Consider the following 18056-nt stretch of genomic DNA (forward strand, 5'->3'; position numbering starts at 1 on the left):
ATAAGTTGATGTTATCCGGTATTAGCACACTTTTCAGTGTGTTATCCCGGTGATAAGGGCAGGTTACCCACGTGTTACGCACCCGTCCGCCGCTAAGAAATAGGAATTCCTCCCCGAAGGGATTCCTTCCTATTTCTCCGCTCGACTTGCATGTGTTAAGCACGCCGCCAGCGTTCATCCTGAGCCAGGATCAAACTCTCAAATATAATCCTAAAACTCAGTTAAAATTAACTGACTTATTTCATAAATGGTGTTGCTTCAATTAAGAAGCTATTTATGGTTTACTATCCAGTTTTCAAGGTTCATGTGTTGGCCACTTGGCCGTTTTGTTTTGCCCTCTCGCTGAGGACATATATTAATATATCATGCAGAAAAAAAAAAGTCAACACTATTCCTAAAGTTTTTTTAAAACAATTCAATTCTAGAATAATTAAGAAATTTATCCATTCATAAAATCATAGATTATCTATATATCTTAAGTCTAGTTTAAGCGAAAATAAAAATAGCTATCAGAAAAATGTTACCCTGTAAAAGTTTCATTTTTTAACTGATAGCTATTTTAGTATAATAATATTATAGTAGAGTGATTTCCTGAGGACTTCTATAATTTATTTCTGAAACAATTCCATTCATTGAAGCTTTGATGTCTATTATTCTTTGATTTGAAGACCCTACGAAGGGTTTTTCAATTGTTTTCTTATCTTTTATAAATTTTCCATCTACAAGAACATCTATATATTTTACAAGTTCTATCTTATATTGATCCTTAGATTCTAATATTTCTTCTAATGTATATCCTGTAAAACACCATATATCAAGGCCTATGTCCTTAACTAGCTTTGCTAGTTCAAGAAAAGCCTGACTTTGATCCATGGGTTCGCCGCCAGAAAAAGTGACCCCTTTGAGAAGAGGATTTCTTTTTATATCTTGAAAAACAGTCATTACTGTATATTCCTCTCCTGCAAAATAATTATGAGTTTGAGGATTATGACACCCATCACATTTATGACTGCATCCTTGAGCAAAGACAACGTACCTCAGCCCTAAACCATCAACAATACTTTCTTTTGCTAAGCCACTTAATCTAAAGGTTTTCAATATAATCATCCTTTACATATGTTTGATTCTATCATTTACTTCCGATTTTTTAGCATCATTAAATCTATCTAATGTCCCTACAAGATAACCTGTTATTCTTCTTATTCTTTCAAAAGGAATATCTTTTTCTTCTCTTCCACAGTTTGGACAAGTATCTCCTATTACACCACTAAATCCACAGACAGGATCTCTATCTAGTGGATGATTGATACTCCCATATCCCATACCAGAATTTTTCATAGCCTTTATTATAGTTTCAAAGGCTTCAAGATTCGCTGATGGATTTCCATCTAGCTCTATATAACTTATGTGTCCTGCATTTGTCAGTTCATGATATGGAGCTTCTATTTGTATTTTCTCAAATGCACTTAAGCTGTGGTATACAGGAACATGAAAAGAATTTGTATAATAATCTTTATCAGTTATTTTTTCAATTATTCCAAAGTTTTTTCTATCTATTCTTGTAAATCTCCCGGAAAGCCCTTCTGCTGGAGTTGCTATAAGAGAAAAATTAAGATTATATTCTTCGCTTTTTTTATCAATTTCACTTCTTATATATTTTATTATTTCAAAACCTAGCCTTCTAGAATCTTCATTTTCTCCATGATGACTACCAGTAAGGGCAATAAGGCACTCTGCAAGTCCTATAAAACCAAGGGTTAATGTACCCCCTTTAATAACTTCTCTAAGTTCATCATCCCACCCTAATTCATCTGAATGCTTCCATACTCCTTGTCCCATAAGAAATGGGAAATTTTTAACCTTCTTGGATGCTTGGATTTCAAATCGTTCTAAAAGCTGTTCACTTATTAAATCAAGCTTTTCTTTTAATTCTTTAAAGAAGCCTTGCATGTCAGCCTCTTCCCTTTCTCCTGTGCATATACCATATTTTATACCTAACCTTGGTAAATTAAGTGTTGTAAAAGATAGATTTCCTCTTCCATATACCTGCTCTTCTCCACATACGTTTCCCATAACTCTAGTTCTGCAACCCATATAAACAGCCTCTGTTTCAGGCTTTCCTTCCACATAATATTTTTTGTTGAAAGGAGCGTCAAGAAAGCTAAAATTCGGGAATAATCTTTTAGAAGAAACTCTCATTGCTAATTTAAATAAATCATAGTTCTTATCTTCTTTGTTTAAGTTTATCCCTTCTTTGACTTTAAAAATAAGAATCGGGAAAATTGGGGTTTCCCCATTTCCAAGTCCTCTTTCTTGAGAAAGCATAAGATTTTTTGAAACCATTCTTCCTTCTTCTGATGTATCTGTCCCAAAGTTTACACTTGAAAATGGAACTTGAGCTCCAGCTCTTGAATGCATAGTGTTGAGGTTATGGATAAATGCTTCCATGGCTTGATAGGTTTTTTTATCTGTTTCATAAACAGTTTCTTCATAAACAAAATCTTGAATTTTCTTGACTTGTTCCTTTGAGATAGAATAAATGTCTGAAATCATAGAACATTCTTTCTCAGCCTCAGCCTCATTTCTTGAAATTTTCCCTGAATCTGAATCTTCAATTACTGATTTTAAAACCTTTATGGCATCTTCTCTTTTTTGTTCCTGATCAGAAATTATGGATAATGATTTGTATAAATTCTCTGCGTATAATTTTTTAAATGTCTTTCTAACTCCATCTGCTAAACCATAATCAAATGTAGGTATGGACTGTCCTCCATGCTGATCATTTTGATTAGACTGTATAGCAATTGCAGCAAGTGCTGCATAGCTCATTATATCTTGAGGTTCTCTTAAAAAACCATGTCCTGTAGAAAATCCATCTTTAAAAATATTTTCTAAATCTATTTGACAGCAGGTTAATGTTCCCATATTTAAAAAATCCATATCATGGATATGGATTTCTCCACTTTCATGTGCTAATGAATGATTGTTTTTTATTATAAAGTTTTTGCAAAACTCTTTAGATACTGCACTCCCATACTGAAGCATAGTACCCATAGCAGTATTTCCGTTTATATTTGCATTTTCTCTTTTTATATCAGAATCCTTTGCATCAAGGAATGTAATATCTTCTATAGTTTTCATAAGCCTCGATTTTGAATCTCTTATCCTGCTTCGCTCTGCCCTATAAAGTATGTAGGTTTGAGAGGTTTTTGCATGCCCTGTTTCTATAAGTACCTTAACTACTGAGTCTTGAATATCTTCAACTGAAGGAACCGTTCCTGCATATTTTCTATTAATGTGCTTGATTACTTCTTGAGTAAGCTCGGATGCTACTTGATAATCTGGAACTACACCTTCATTTCTTGCAACTTCAGATGCCGCTAAAAATATTGCTCTTGTTATTTTTTCTTCATTAAAGGATATAAGCCTTCCATCTCGCTTTTTTACCTTATCTATCATACCTTTCCCCTTTCCACATGATGTTGTATGTTGTTTCTAACCGGACACTACATATGGTATTCATAACTATTAGAGTAGCAATTTCTATGTATGTAGTCAACTCTTGATATTTTGGATTTTTCATGTATGAGGTGCCTTTTTCAAATAAAAAGAAGGGCATTTCTGCCCTATACTCCTTTTTCTAAAATTTCATATATTTTTTCTATATCAACATGTTTTTTTACATGCTCTGCTAATTTGTCGTATTCTTTTTCTTTAAATTCTTTATATGATATATCCGCATCTTCTTTTTTATCAATTCCTTTTGATTCTTTAATATTATTTAAAATAATATTTGTAAATTCTCGTGAATCAAATATTCCATGAAGATATGTACCTATGACATTTCCTTGCTCGTTTATACTTCCTTCACAGTAATTAACTTCCTGTCCTAATTTTTCATTAATAGATATAGCTCCAGATTCATTTTTACTTCTACCGCAGTGTATCTCATATCCTTCTATTTTTACGTCATTTAGGCCTTTAAATACTCCACTCTTGATATCAAAATTTATATTTCCTTTAACTCTTGTAGTTTCTTTTTCCTCTTCAAAGACAGTTTCTATGTCAAGAATTGACATTCCAGCTATTTCTTTGATTCCACACTCTATGCCTTCTGGATCCATTATCTTTTTCCCAAGCATTTGATATCCTCCACATATCCCAAATACAGGAACACCACTTTTGTGCTTTCTGATAATTTGTTCTTCTAATCCAGACTCTCTAAGAGCTATCAAATCTTCTATAGTATTTTTTGTTCCAGGTATTATAATAAGATCTGCATCCCCAATGGATTCATTTAAACCTACATATTTAAGACTTAAATCCTCGAAGGTATTAAATACATCAAAATCTGTAAAATTAGATATATGAGGAAGCTTTATCACTTTTATATTTACAGATTTATCACTTTGAGCCTTTAAATTGAACCTATCCGTAAGAGAATCTTCATCCTCTATATTTATATCACAATATGGTATTACTCCAAGAACTGGTAGATCTATCAGCTCTTCTAGCATCTTAAGACCTGGCTTTAATATCTCCAAATCTCCTCTAAATTTATTAATTACAACCCCTTTTACAAATTTCTTTTCTTGGTCTGTAAGAAGCATATATGTGCCATAAAGAGATGCAAATACTCCGCCTCTATCTATATCTCCGATTAAAACTACGGGACTCTGGGCAATTTCAGCCATTCCCATATTCACAAAATCATTTTCTCTAAGGTTTATCTCAGCTGGGCTGCCAGCTCCTTCTATTACTATTATATCGTTTTCACTTGAAAGGGATTCATATGCATCTATCACTGTATTTCTTAGGGATGATTTTTCTTTATGGTAAGTTGATGCATCTAAATTATCTTTTACTTTCCCCATTACTATAACTTGTGATTTTTTGTCAGTAGTGGGTTTTAAAAGCACTGGATTCATTCTGACATCTGGCTCAACTTTTGCAGCTTCAGCCTGTACTACTTGAGCTCTTCCCATTTCTTTTCCATCTTTTGTTATAAATGAATTTAGGGCCATATTTTGAGATTTAAAGGGTGAAACTATATGTCTATCATTTGAAAATATCCTACAAAAAGCTGCGGTTATAATACTTTTTCCAACGCCTGATGCAGTACCTTGAAACATTATTGACTTAGCCATTTACAGTCCTCCAAACAAATATTAAGTTGTATTTAGTATATAACTAAAATCAACTTCAATCAATATCTCCTAAAATATAGTAATTTGGAGATATCTCAAGACCTGCACAAAAACCAATATCTTCATATAAAAGTCCTTCTTTATTTCCAATTACTCTAATTTTAATCTCTGAGTCAAGACTTTCTTTTATAGTTCTTTCCATACCACCTTTTTGAGGCGCTTTTAGGGGTGTACCTCCCTTATTTTTAGCTTCTATTTTTATAGTATAATCTTTGTCAATGACATCAAGAGAAAGAATGTTGTTTTCATATTTAAGATTTTTTATGGTGTTTTTATTATATGTGGAAAATAATAAATTACTATCCTTTATGGAAAAAAAACCTATCAGTCCTACAAACTCTCCTGTAAGCCATGGTATTTTAGCAACAGATAGCATAAATGCGGCATCTTTTCTTTTAAAAGAGTTTGACTGCATCCAGATCCACTCTGAAGGAAATGATGTACCCCAGTCCTTTTCGATGTAGCCAGTCCCTTCATTAAAATCCAATACCTCCCCATTTATTTCGAGTTTTCCTTCAATAGTATGAATCATTGACACTACAGCATGAGAGCACTCCATAAACGGAGCAAATGAATAAGGACCCATTATATTAGGCCTTACTAAATTTGATGGATATTCTCTTAAATTTTTAAATCGAAGACTTCCTTTTGCTTTCAATTCCTTTTCATCTATATCTATCTCTATCTTATCTTTTTGAAAGAAATTGTTCTTTATTTGTACATTAAAAGGACCCTCTTTATAGCTGAAATCCTCTGTTTCATATTTTATATAATAGTTTTTATCATCATTTGATATGAAAACCTGAATAAAACTGCATTCTTCATTTTCACCTTTAGAAATTCCTGGTATTATTGCCATTACAGTTTTTCTGTCTTTAGATACTAGCTTAAAGTACCAGCCTTCAAAATACTCTTTATTTTTAGTTCCTTGAAATCTTGTTGGATCCATTATTTTATTCATTCTTTTAAGCATACTCTTCCCCCTTTAAAATAATAGTAGGTTTATACCCAATTAAAATCAAAATCAAATATACAAATTAATTTAAGGGAGATATGCAAAACTACATTTTTCCAGCTTTTTCTGCGCAAGTTTTCATAGCTTCTATTACTGCATTTCTTAAGCCATTTTTTTCTAATGTTGCTACGGCCTCAATTGTAGTTCCTCCTGGTGAGCATACCATATCTTTAAGCTCTCCTGGATGCTTTCCTGTTTCTAATACCATTTTTGCACTTCCCATTACTGACTGAGCCGCAAACTTATATGCTTTATCTCTTGGTAAACCTTGCATTACAGCGGCATCTGCCATAGCTTCAATAAACATAAATACATATGCAGGAGATGATCCACTAACTGCAACTACCGCATCAAAATGCTTCTCTTCTATTTCTTCAACCAGGCTAAATGTCCCTAATATTTTTTTCAGGAGATTTAACTCATCTACATCTATTTTAGAATTCGGACATATAGCTGTTACTCCTGAACTGACAAGAGATGGGGTATTAGGCATTGTCCTTAAAATTTTAACACCTTTTTTAAAGCATTCCTCTATCTTTGATAGAGTTTTCCCAGGAGCCATAGTAACTATAATAGACTCAAGTGATATAACATCTCTTATTTCTTCAATGATTTTTTCATACATATCTGGTTTTACTCCAAGAAATATTATGTCACTTTTTTCTGCAATCTCTTTATTATCTAAGGTAATATCTATTTTATATTCAGCTTTTGTTTGTTCTAATTTCTTTATATCTCTTGCACTGGCTATTATATCTAATTCATGAGATATATTAGAGGACTTAATTCCTCCAATTATAGCTTTAGACATATTTCCACAGCCTATAAATCCAATTTTTTTATTCATAAAACTCTCCTTATATTTATATTTTTATGCAAACAAAAATCCTACTTTAGTTATTGTAGGATTTGTATTTTTAGAATTTTTATTATCTTGATATTCTATTGCTTCTTCTATAATCTTCATATGATTGATATGAAAAACTTTCCCCGGCTGCCTTTTTATATCTAACTTGACTATTTGAACTGGACTCACTAACAGTTCTCTTAGTTTTTTGTACAGGCATACCAACTTTTTCTCTGACAAGTACTTGGGAAGCTTTGTTGTCATGAAATAGCTCTATGTAAATAAATTTAAAAAAATTAGAGCATAATATCACTATAGAAAATACACACATCCAGCTTATAACCATTCCCAAACTCATCACCCCAATTTTCGTAAATTTTAAACCCTTTACAAGAGTCTATTTTACAAGTATTCTATGAATTTTTTGTTTTCCCTTCTTTGTTTTTTAAAAAAAATCTTATTTTAGAAAAGTTAAATCCTATTCCCTATTTTTTTTAATTCTTAAGAACTATGTTACCTTTTCTTATTCTCTTTTTAGGATTTTAGCTTTTATAGAAAAACATCCCTTTGATAAATTACAAGCAAGGTATTAGCCTCACTAAACAATTTATCAAAGGGACGTTTAATTACATTTCAAAGTCTCTTAATTCCTGCATATTTTTCTGAACTCTAGAATTTAGTTTCCCTATATCAGATTCTACTTTTTTGAGAATTTCAAGGGCATATTCTTTAGCTCCTTCTTTTATTTCTTTTCCTTGTTCTTTAGCAGCTCGTATAATTTCTTTTGCATTTTCCTCTGCTTTTTTTGTAATTTCATGGTCAGAAACTTTTTCTTTGATATACTCTTCGGAGTCCTTTATTGCTTTTTCCGCTTCACGTTGTGCATCATCTATTATTCTTTGTCTTTCTACATTAATCCATTCGGCTTGCTTGAGCTCATCAGGAAGTCCTATCCTAATATCCCTTATTAGTTCCAAGGCTTTTCCTTTATCTACAAGAACTTTATTTCCAAGAGGCATTTTAGAACTTTCTTCTATCATATCTTCTAATATTTCTAAAAGATTTAGTACTTCCATTTTATTCCCCCCTTAACTTTTCTTTCATCTTAATTATAGCATATTCAGGAACCAATCCTTCTATTTTTCCATCAAATCTTGCAACTTCTTTAACTATGCTAGAACTTAAATAAGAATGCTCTGCACTAGTAGTTAGAAATACAGTTTCAACTTTTTCACTAAGCTTTCTGTTCATTTGAGCCATTTGCATCTCAAACTCAAAGTCAGAAACTGCTCTTAGTCCTCTTACTATAGCATCTATACCCTTATCATCACAATAATCTACAAGGAGTCCAGAAAAACTATCAAAACTTATATTATTTAGGCCTTGTACACTTTGCTCCAATATATCGATTCTCTCTTCTAAGGTGAACATAGACTTTTTTCTATCATTTACAAGAACTGCTACAATAAGATGATCAAATACCTTTGAAGCTCTTTTAATCACATCTATATGTCCATTTGTAACTGGATCAAAACTTCCCGGGTATACAGCTATTTTCCCCAATTTAACCAATCCTCTCATAAAAACTAAGCTTTGATATAGAATAAGTCTTCTCTCTATATTTTTTTAAATTTCCTATATTTTCATCTAATTCTTCTTTGATATCAGTTTCTATAATTAGTATCCCCTTAGATTTTAATAAGGATTTTTTTGATATTAATTTAAGCAAGTCAGTTATTTGACTCATATCATATGGCGGATCCATAAAAATATAGTCAAATTCGCCTTCTGAATTAGCAAGCTTATTTATAGAAGAATAAGCATCTTCTTCAAGTATCTTATAGGTTCCTCCAGAGAAATTACAGCTTGCTAAATTTTCTCTAGTAAGATTAATTGAGTCCTTGTCTTTGTCTACAAATACTACTTTTTCAGCCCCTCTAGAGTAGGCTTCTATCCCTATTGCTCCACTTCCACAGAATATATCTAAAAAGGTAGAATCCATAATCTCAGGACCTAGTATATTAAAAAGAGATTCCTTCACTCTATCAAGTGTTGGTCGAATTTTATTATCTTTAGGAGCTTTAAGTTTTTTTCCTCTTCCTTTACCTGCAATTATCCTCATCTATATTCCTTTCTATAAATACCTCTTTTAGTTAATAATTATACCATTTATTTGAGTCATTCTTAATTTTAATTCAGTTTTCATTGTAGAATTTTCTTTTCTTTCAAGCTTTGGATCATTTTCTATGATTTCATCTCCAATTTGTTGGGCAAGTTTTAAAACAGATTGATGCTTTGAGATGTCTGCAAGCTTAAACTCAGGTATTCCATGTTGCCTTGTACCAAAAAGCTCTCCTTGACCTCTTAGAATCAAATCCTTTTGAGATATTTCAAATCCATCATTCGTAGAAACCATGGTTTTTATTCTTTCTTTAGTTACTTCATTCTTCCCTACATATACAAGGACACAATAAGATTGATACTCTCCTCTTCCTACTCTTCCCCTAAGCTGATGCAGCTGAGAAAGCCCAAACCTTTGAGAATCCTCAATTATCATAACAGATGCATTTGGAACATTAATACCAACTTCAATAACAGTTGTGGATACAAGTACATCTATGGAACCTTCTAAAAAGCTATCCATAATTTCTTGTTTTTCTTTTGCTTTCATTTTCCCATGAAGAAGTCCAATTTCATAATCTTTAAGATAATTGCTTTTAAGTGATTCATAAAGGTCCTGAGCAGACTTTAGGTCCATTTTTTCATTTTCTTCTATAAGAGGACATACTACATAAATCTGTCTGCCTTTATCAATTTCTTTTGCTGCAAAGGAATAGACATCATTTCTTTTTTTCTTTTCTACTGCATAGGTTTTTATAGGTTTTCTGCCTGATGGCATTTGATCGATTATGGATATATCTAAATCTCCATGAACTATTAAAGCTAGAGTCCTTGGAATAGGTGTTGCAGTCATAACAATCATATCTGGTGTAAAGTCAGATTTCCCTAGAAGCTTTCCTCTTTGCCTCACTCCAAACCTATGTTGCTCATCTGTGATTACAATTCCAAGGTTTTTAAAATCAACTTTGTCCTCTATAAGTGCATGAGTCCCTATAAGAATATCACACTCTCCATCTCTGATACTTTTGTATATTAGTTCCTTTTGTTTTTTCGTGGTGCTTCCTGTAAGCAGGTGTATAGTTAACCCTAATTCACAAAAGATCTCCTTCGCACTCTCATAATGCTGCTTGGCAAGAATTTCTGTAGGAGCCATCATAGCTCCTTGATATCCATTGAGGTAAGAATTATAGAGAGAAATAAAAGCTACTATAGTTTTTCCAGATCCTACATCCCCTTGAACTAATCTTTGCATAGGAACTGGTCTTTTCATATCACTTAATATTTCCTTCACTACTTTTTCCTGGGCATCTGTTAGTTTAAAAGGTAGGTTTTTAATAAAATCTAAAAGCTTGGACTGATTTTTAAAGGATATCCCTTTTTCTATTTCTGTGATTCCTTTAACTACTTTAAGACCTAAATGCAAAATAAAAAATTCATCAAATACAAGTCTATATTTAGCTATTTTAATCAATATTGGATCCTTTGGAAAATGTATATTTTTTATAGCATCTCCAAGTCCGCATAATTTAAGTTTTTCCCTTAATTCTCCATCTAAGTATTCAAGGCTTTCCATATTTATTTCGTTTATAATCAATTTTAGAACTTTCAAAATCTCATCATTTGAAAGCCCTCTTGTAAGTGGATAGACTGGATAAATACAACCTGTTTTTAATCTTGAACTATCAAACTCAAAGTCAGGAGATGTCATCCTTACCTTTCCAAACTCTCTTTTAGCTTTACCATAAGCCTTTATAGTTCTTCCAGTAATTAGTTTATTAGAAATATATTTATTGTTAAAGAAGGTTAATTCCCCAATATCATAGCCATCTCTAATGGTTACTTTTATTAGAGTCATCCCCTGTTTAGGTTTTTTTATTTCAAAGGATTGAATTATTCCTTTTATGGAAACCATTTCTTCTTGACGAATCTCTGAGAGCCTTTTGAACATCCTTCTATCTTCATATCTTAAAGGATAATGATTTAATATATCTCTTATTGTGAAAATATTAAGCCTATTATATATAAGCTTTTTACGCTCTCCAATTCCTGGAATCACATCTATATATGAATCTAGCTTAATGTCCATTTGTACCTCTCTTTTACAGAAAAAAAGGAAACCTAGGTTTCCATTTTTACATTACCAATTTGGGTTTTCCCAGCACAAATTTATTCTACTGATATTATATAATAATATAGCGGCTGGCCACCTTCATATAATTCCACATCTATATCTGAGTATTCGTCTTGGAGAGTCTCAAGTAACTCTTCTGCCTCTTTTTTGTCTACATCGCTTCCATAAAATAGACTTACTATTTCAGAGTCTTCATCAATTAATGCTTCTAACAGCTCTTTTGTAACTTCAGAAACAATGCTTCCTGATGCAACTATTTCCTTTTCTCCAATTCCTATTATGTCATCTTTTTTAATATCTCTGCCGTTAGATACAGTATCTCTTACTGCATATGTCACCTGTCCAGTTTTAACAAGTTCTATAGATTCTTTCATCGAATTTTCATTTTCTAAAAAATCTCCCTGAAGGCTCATGTTCATAAGAGCCTGAAAACCCTGAGGAATGGTTTTAGTAGGTATTACAGCTATGGTTTTTTCACTGATTTCTTTTGCTTGATTAGCTGCCATTATAATATTACTGTTGTTTGGAAGAATAAAGATTTTGTCAGCATCTATCTTTTCTATGGCTTCAAGGAAATCTTTTGTACTTGGATTCATAGTTTGACCACCTTCTATAATGTGGTCAACTCCAAAGTCCTTCATTATTTGGCTGATTCCGCTCCCCATGGCTACAGATATAATTCCAAAATTCTTTTCTATAACATTCTCTATTTTAGGCTGTTCCTTCGAAGATTGATTTTGAGTTAGTCTTTCTTCGTGCTGCATTCTCATGTTTTCAATTTTTATTCTATCTAAATTTCCATACTTGATTCCTTTTTCCATTACTTCACCAGGATTATTTGTATGGATGTGAACCTTTATCAGACCGTCATCTCCTACAACTATAAGAGAATCTCCAAAGCCTTCAATTTCATCTTTAAAATCATCTGGAGACACTAAATCGGTGTTCACCATAAATTCAGTACAGTATCCAAATTCTAACTCTCCTTCAAATATATGGATATCTTCCTCAGCGAATAAGCTCTCCTTTTGTATCTTATCTTTATCTATGCTTACAGGTTCTCCTATAAAGGCCATATACATGCCTTCAAAGAACACCACAAAGCCCTTCCCTCCTGAATCAACTACATTAGCATCCTTAAGAGCCTTTAAAAGCTCTGGAGTGTTATTTAGAGAGTGATTTGACTTATCTATAAGTTTTTCTAAAAAAATCTTCATATCCACTTCATTTTTATAGGTTTTCATGGCATATTCTGCAGTTTCTCTTACTACAGTTAAAATGGTTCCCTCTACAGGCTTGATAACTGCCTTGTAAGCCACCTCTCTCGCTGAATCAAGAGCTAAAGCCAGGTCTTCTATATTTATTTCTTTTTTTCCTTCTATTGATTTTGCAAATCCCCTTAGAAGTTGTGAAAGTATTACCCCAGAGTTTCCTCTAGCTCCCATAAGAGAGCCTTTTGTTATTGCTTTTCCAACGGAAGATATGTCTGATACCTCTGATTTTTCAAGCTCTTTTACTGCCGATTCTATGGTAAGAGACATATTTGTCCCTGTATCACCGTCTGGAACAGGGAACACATTTAATTTATCTATAAGATTTTTTTCTTTAATTAGATTATTTGCACCCGAAATAATCATATCTTTTAATAAAATCGCATCTATACTATTCATTTTTTCCAAAGACCTCCTGCTACTTTTGAACTCTTACGCCTTGAACGTTTATGTCTACTCTGCTTACTTTTAAGCCCGTTTGAGTTTCAATATAATATTTTACTCTATCTATGATATTATCTGCAACTACAGAGATTTTTGTTCCATATTGTATGATAACGAAGAGCTCTACCTTGATTGAATCTTCTTCTATATCAACTTTTACTCCCTTAGTTGTATTAGTTCCATGAAGAAGCTCCACGATTCCAGTAGATTTATTTTTGGAAGCCATACCCACAAGACCATAACATTCCATCGCTGCCTGACTTGCTATTTTTGCCACAACTTCTTTATCTATAACTATGTTTCCGTTTTCATTAGATATTATAGCCGACATTTTTATCCTCCTCACGGTTAGTATAGAGACAATAATAATTTTCTAAAATATTTCAAAGCCTCTTTTTCTCTTATAATATTCTATATTATATAGCGATTTTATTCAAGTAAATTTGACCTTCCTATTGCAATCGTAATGTCTGTGTGGTAATATAATATTTGTTTTTATTATACGATTTCATTTATGAGGAGGTGTTTGAATTGGCAAGAGTTTGCGAGGTATGCAATAAAGGAAGAATAAGCGGTAACCAAGTAAGCCATTCAAATCGTCATACAAAAAGAACTTGGGCTCCTAACCTTAGAAGCGTAAAAGCTATAGTAGCGGGATCTCCAAAGAGAATAAAAGTATGCACAAGATGTTTACGTTCTGGAAAAGTAGAAAGAGCAATTTAATTACAGAAAAATAGCTTGAAACTCGTAATATTATACATAGTTTCAAGCCATTTTTATTTTTTGTCTATTTTTATATTTAGTCCCTTGATTCAATAGCTATTAAAATCCCTTTTTTTGCGATTACTCTAGGTGATTTAGATACTACTACATTAGATATGCATCTAGATGATCCTACTTTTAATGTATAGTTATTTAAAGGATATTTGAACCCTTCAAGGGTGATTCCACTAACCTCTCCTCCAAATGCTATAAAGGAAAGAGTTTCCTCAGGTTCTACTCTAAGTTCATTTATCCCTTCCTTTAGGAGATACATCTTGTTTTTCTCATCCAGTATAGTAAGATCTACCAAATTATCCCTTGCATAGAAAAGAAGTCCTATATTTCCAAGCATATGATCAATTCTATCTCCAAAGGCTCCAAGAAGTATCATTTTTGTAAAACCCTTTTCTTTTGCGAAATCTATAGCAATTTCAGTATCTGTCTGATTTTTTTCCTTAGGATGAAGCAAGACATGTTTGCCTTTATTCTTAAAATATAAAAGAACCTCATCTTTAATCGAATCCATATCACCTACAATATAATCTGGAGATATTTCCATATCATATAGAGAGTTGCATCCCCCATCTACCCCAATAGATAATGAGCAGCTAAGAGCTAACTCTTTATAAAAATCTATGTCATTAAATTGTCCGTTTGCAAAAATGCAGGCTGTATTTTCCATATTTATTTAACCCTCAGAGTTTTTTCTAAATAGCTTCACGGTATTTTCTATATCATTGGTTCCAAATATTGCCGATCCTGCTACCACAACATTTGCTCCTGCATCTACTACAAGTTTTACATTATCAGGAGTTATTCCTCCATCTACTTGAATTTCAAGATTTTTATTTTCTTGATCTGCCATAGCTTTGATTTCTTTTATTTTAGGAATCATAGTATCTATAAACTTTTGTCCTCCAAAACCTGGATTCACAGTCATAATAAGCACCATATCTATATCTTTTATAACATGTTTCAGTGTTTCTACAGGTGTAGAAGGATTGAGAGAGACTCCTGCTTTTTTACCTAATGCCTTTATAGCCTGAATAGTTCTATGAAGATGAACAGCGGCTTCTTGATGTACGGTGATTATGTCTGCTCCAGCATTTGCAAAGTCTTCAATATATTTGTCCGGATCTTCTATCATCAAATGGACATCAAATGTCATATTACATCTATTTCTTAGGCTTTTTACAACAAGTGGACCTATTGTGATATTAGGTACAAAATGTCCATCCATAACATCTATATGAAGATATTCACATCCTGCAGCTTCTACTTTTTTTACATCTTCAAGCAGTGCTGCAAAATCTGCTGAGAGGATTGATGGTGCTAACTTTATCATTCTAGTATCTCCTTTTTTTTGATTCTTTTATTTCCCCTAGAAGCTGAATATAACTTTCATATCGCTCCAAGGAAATTTCATTTTTTGAAACAGCATCTTTCACCATGCAGCCAGGTTCGTTTTCATGAATACACTTGAATCCAAATTTACAGTCATGGTCATATTCGTGAAATTCTATAAAATATTCTTTTAGCTCAGTATCTTCAAGTATTTCAAGTGTAAGGGAACTAAATCCAGGAGTATCTGCAACAAGAGAGTCCTTATCTATTTCTATGAGCTGAGCAAATCTTGTAGTATGTCTTCCTTGACCAGATTTTTGACTTATATCAGAGGTTTTCAGCTTTAAATTTTCATCTATTTGGTTTATTAAACTTGATTTTCCTGCCCCAGAAGGTCCAGCAACTACAGTTACATTTCCTTTAAGCTCAATTTTTAGCTCTTCAATGCCTGTTCCAAGCTTTGAGCTAACTGGAATAACCTTATAGCCCGCTCTTTGATATATAGCCATTTTATCCCTGTAATCAGCTTCGTCTAATAGGTCTATTTTATTAAAACATATTATTATTTCAAGACCTTCCCTCTCAGCCAAAACAATAAACCTATCTATTAATGAAAAATTAGGGTCAGGGGTTTTTACTGCAAATACAAGCACTGCTTTAGTTACATTAGAAATAGGAGGTCTAATGAGGAAGTTTTTTCTTTCTAAAACTTCCTCGATCATTCCCTTTTGGGATTTTTCATCTGTTATAGAGATATAAACATTGTCTCCAACTACCGGAGTAATATTTTCTTTTCTTAAGATTCCACGTCCCTTACATTCGTATACTTTTAAGTTTTTATCATCTTTTACATAATAAAAACCAGATAGCGCTCTTATTATCTTTCCCGGTATCATTAAATCCCCCAATCATTAAAAATCAACTCTTTGCCTTGCATAAGAAACTGAGTCCGCAAATATCTCATATTCTTTGCTTTCCCCAGCTTTTCCTATAAGATCCACTGCAAGAACTCCGTTTAGGTCTGCTGGTACTATGACTTGATCATATACTATTGCACCTGTAGTTAAGTCCTTAATTTGTATTGCTACAGAATCCTTTTCAGGAAGAACAATTGTAAGCCTCATATTTCTTGTAGCAGGCTCCTCAATCCTTTCGATTCTATTGATGATAAGACTAATCTCGCTTCCTTGCTTTGCCTGAGTATTCGCCCTTGGTGTTTGAGATAAGACTGTACCATCAGGTTTGTCCTTATCTTCATTGTAACCCACATCACCAAGTACAAAGTTTCCAAGACTGCCTTTTGCCTCATCAAGATTTTTGCCTATAAGTTCTGGAACTACTTCCAGTATCTCCTCAGGACCTTTGCTTACAACTAGTCTCACTTGGCTTCCCTCAGATACCTCTTCCCCTCTAGATGGTCTTTGCTCTAAAACTGTCTCCTCAGAGTCACTTGAGTTCCTATATTCAACTATTTCTTCAAGTCCTAGAGCCTCAAGTACCTCTATTGCTTCAGCTAGAGTCCCTCCTATTAAATTTGGAATTTCTACAAGCTCTTCTCTTTCTTTTGATATAAATATTTCAATTTCATGTCCTTCTTTTACCTTAATTCCTTCTCCAGGATCTTGTCTCATTACAGTTCCAGGAGCATATCTTGAGTTTTCTTCCTCTCCTACAAACTTCACTATAAGGCCTAGATTTTCTGCTTTTTCCTTTGCCTGATCTTCAGTAAGACCAAGAAGAGAAGGGGTCTCTATAGAGCTTGATCTAAAGCTAAATATATTTGAAGGGAAAAAGTCTGGACCTGCAAATACAAAAAATACCCCTAGAAACACTAGTGAAGCTATTAATGCCGAAACTATTGCAAATATAGTCATCGACTTTGATACTTTTTTTCTTTTTTTCGGTGTAGAGACTTTTTTATTTTTTTTCAATACCTTATTCTCCTCAGCGATATACTCTTCAAGGTCATCTTCCTCATATTCATCTTCTTCATATTGATCATCTTTAAAACTTTGAATCTGGTCTCTTCCAAATAGTATTTTTTTAGTTTCAAATTCCTTTTCTTCTTCATTGTTTTGAAAATTGTTTATTGGTCTATCTTTTTCTATATTATTTATATCCATAACTATACTCAAAACATCTAAGTATCTTTTATCGAGACTTCTTTGAGTCATTTTAAGTATTAGAGCTTTAGTTCCTTCAGATATTTCCCCTTCCATTTCCTTGGGAATTTCTACTCGTGAATGTAAATGCTTTAAAGCTATGTTTACTGGAGTATCCCCATTGAAAGGAAGAGTCCCAAATAGAAGTTCATAAAGTACTATTCCAAGAGAATATATATCACTCCTCTCATCCATGTATCCCCCCCTTGCCTGCTCTGGAGAAAAATAATGTACTGAACCTATTGCATCTCCTACAGTTGTTATGGTTGAGGATGTAGCTGCCTTTGCTATACCAAAGTCCGCAACCTTTACAAGACTATCCTTTGTAACCATTATATTATGGGGCTTTATGTCCCTATGAATTATTTTTTTACTATGTGCTTCTGATAGTGCCATCGCAATTTGCTTTATAATTTTAAGAGCTCTTTTTTCAGGCATTTTTCCTTCTTTTTTTATTAAATCCTTTAAATTTTCACCTTCTATATATTCCATTACGATATAAGAAACATTATCTTCTTGACCTACATCATAAACATTAACTATATTAGGATGATTCAAACTAGCAGCCGCTTGAGCTTCATTTTTAAACTTCATTAAAAATTCTTCATCTTCTATAAATTCATTTTTCAGGACTTTAATTGCTACTATTCTGTTGAGGATTTTGCATCTGGCTTTATAAACCTCAGCCATACCACCCTCTCCTATTTTCTCAAGCAGCTCATATCTATTTCCTAATAATTTACCTATCACTT

The 18056-nt window shown here is 32.8% G+C and carries 17 protein-coding genes and 1 rRNA gene; 1 reads left to right on the top strand and 17 read right to left on the bottom strand.

Annotation, left to right across the window (positions count from 1 at the left end; all coding sequences use genetic code 11):
- The 13 genes from J2Z35_RS01990 to J2Z35_RS02050 form a co-directional block, all read right to left on the bottom strand.
- Positions 1–206: ribosomal RNA gene (locus tag J2Z35_RS01990) — 16S ribosomal RNA — on the bottom strand; the annotation flags it as partial.
- Positions 207–573: 367 nt separating this feature from the next.
- Positions 574–1098: an anaerobic ribonucleoside-triphosphate reductase activating protein gene (nrdG, locus tag J2Z35_RS01995; protein ID WP_330623328.1), complete on the bottom strand. Its 525-nt coding sequence runs from the start codon at positions 1096–1098 to the stop codon at positions 574–576.
- Between the two features lie 12 nt (positions 1099–1110).
- The gene (locus J2Z35_RS02000; RefSeq protein WP_209658842.1) at positions 1111–3459 is read right to left on the bottom strand and encodes an anaerobic ribonucleoside triphosphate reductase; all 2349 of its coding nucleotides are present in this window, start codon (positions 3457–3459) and stop codon (positions 1111–1113) included.
- 167 nt (positions 3460–3626) lie between these two features.
- Positions 3627–5147 (bottom strand): cobyric acid synthase, encoded by a 1521-nt coding sequence (locus tag J2Z35_RS02005; protein WP_209658844.1) that lies wholly within the window; start codon positions 5145–5147, stop codon positions 3627–3629.
- A 55-nt stretch (positions 5148–5202) separates the two neighbouring features.
- The gene (locus tag J2Z35_RS02010) at positions 5203–6180 is read right to left on the bottom strand and encodes a tocopherol cyclase family protein (protein WP_209658845.1); all 978 of its coding nucleotides are present in this window, start codon (positions 6178–6180) and stop codon (positions 5203–5205) included.
- An 88-nt stretch (positions 6181–6268) separates the two neighbouring features.
- Positions 6269–7069, bottom strand: a complete 801-nt coding sequence (gene proC / locus J2Z35_RS02015; RefSeq protein WP_209658848.1) for a pyrroline-5-carboxylate reductase — start codon at positions 7067–7069, stop codon at positions 6269–6271.
- Positions 7070–7151: 82 nt separating this feature from the next.
- Positions 7152–7421 carry a hypothetical protein gene (locus tag J2Z35_RS02020; RefSeq protein ID WP_209658850.1) on the bottom strand — a complete coding sequence of 90 codons (270 nt, stop codon included), beginning with the start codon at positions 7419–7421 and terminating at the stop codon, positions 7152–7154.
- 274 nt (positions 7422–7695) lie between these two features.
- Positions 7696–8145 carry an ATPase gene (locus J2Z35_RS02025; RefSeq protein WP_209658852.1) on the bottom strand — a complete coding sequence of 150 codons (450 nt, stop codon included), beginning with the start codon at positions 8143–8145 and terminating at the stop codon, positions 7696–7698.
- A gap of 1 nt (position 8146) precedes the next feature.
- A complete protein-coding gene (gene coaD / locus J2Z35_RS02030) occupies positions 8147–8650 on the bottom strand; it encodes a pantetheine-phosphate adenylyltransferase (protein ID WP_209658854.1) in 504 nt (167 codons plus the stop codon).
- Complete coding sequence (gene rsmD / locus J2Z35_RS02035) at positions 8634–9191, bottom strand: 16S rRNA (guanine(966)-N(2))-methyltransferase RsmD (RefSeq protein ID WP_209658856.1); 558 nt, start codon at positions 9189–9191, stop codon at positions 8634–8636. Before rsmD ends, coaD begins: the two co-directional genes overlap by 17 nt.
- A 27-nt stretch (positions 9192–9218) precedes the next feature.
- Entirely contained in the window at positions 9219–11276 is a 2058-nt protein-coding gene (recG, locus tag J2Z35_RS02040) for an ATP-dependent DNA helicase RecG (protein WP_209658857.1), read from the bottom strand.
- A gap of 80 nt (positions 11277–11356) precedes the next feature.
- Positions 11357–12991: a DAK2 domain-containing protein gene (locus J2Z35_RS02045; RefSeq protein WP_209658858.1), complete on the bottom strand. Its 1635-nt coding sequence runs from the start codon at positions 12989–12991 to the stop codon at positions 11357–11359.
- Between the two features lie 19 nt (positions 12992–13010).
- Positions 13011–13367: an Asp23/Gls24 family envelope stress response protein gene (locus tag J2Z35_RS02050; RefSeq protein ID WP_209658859.1), complete on the bottom strand. Its 357-nt coding sequence runs from the start codon at positions 13365–13367 to the stop codon at positions 13011–13013.
- 200 nt (positions 13368–13567) lie between these two features.
- Between J2Z35_RS02050 and rpmB the strand changes: the two genes are divergently transcribed.
- Positions 13568–13759 (top strand): 50S ribosomal protein L28, encoded by a 192-nt coding sequence (gene rpmB / locus J2Z35_RS02055; protein ID WP_209658860.1) that lies wholly within the window; start codon positions 13568–13570, stop codon positions 13757–13759.
- Positions 13760–13835: 76 nt separating this feature from the next.
- Here the strand turns inward: rpmB and J2Z35_RS02060 are convergent, their stop codons facing one another.
- Genes J2Z35_RS02060 through pknB form a run of 4 tightly spaced genes read right to left on the bottom strand, consistent with a single transcriptional unit; the run spans position 13836 to position 18054 of the window.
- Positions 13836–14480, bottom strand: coding sequence for a thiamine diphosphokinase (locus tag J2Z35_RS02060; protein WP_209658861.1), 645 nt, complete (start codon positions 14478–14480; stop codon positions 13836–13838).
- A gap of 6 nt (positions 14481–14486) precedes the next feature.
- Positions 14487–15143, bottom strand: a complete 657-nt coding sequence (gene rpe / locus J2Z35_RS02065) for a ribulose-phosphate 3-epimerase (protein ID WP_209658862.1) — start codon at positions 15141–15143, stop codon at positions 14487–14489.
- 1 nt (position 15144) lies between these two features.
- Positions 15145–16038, bottom strand: coding sequence for a ribosome small subunit-dependent GTPase A (gene rsgA, locus J2Z35_RS02070; protein ID WP_209658863.1), 894 nt, complete (start codon positions 16036–16038; stop codon positions 15145–15147).
- Positions 16039–16053: 15 nt separating this feature from the next.
- Complete coding sequence (gene pknB / locus J2Z35_RS02075; protein WP_209658865.1) at positions 16054–18054, bottom strand: Stk1 family PASTA domain-containing Ser/Thr kinase; 2001 nt, start codon at positions 18052–18054, stop codon at positions 16054–16056.
- Between the last annotated feature and the right edge of the window lie 2 nt (positions 18055–18056).

The organism is Acetoanaerobium pronyense, from assembly GCF_017874355.1.
Taxonomy (GTDB): Bacteria; Bacillota; Clostridia; order Peptostreptococcales; family Filifactoraceae; genus Acetoanaerobium; species Acetoanaerobium pronyense.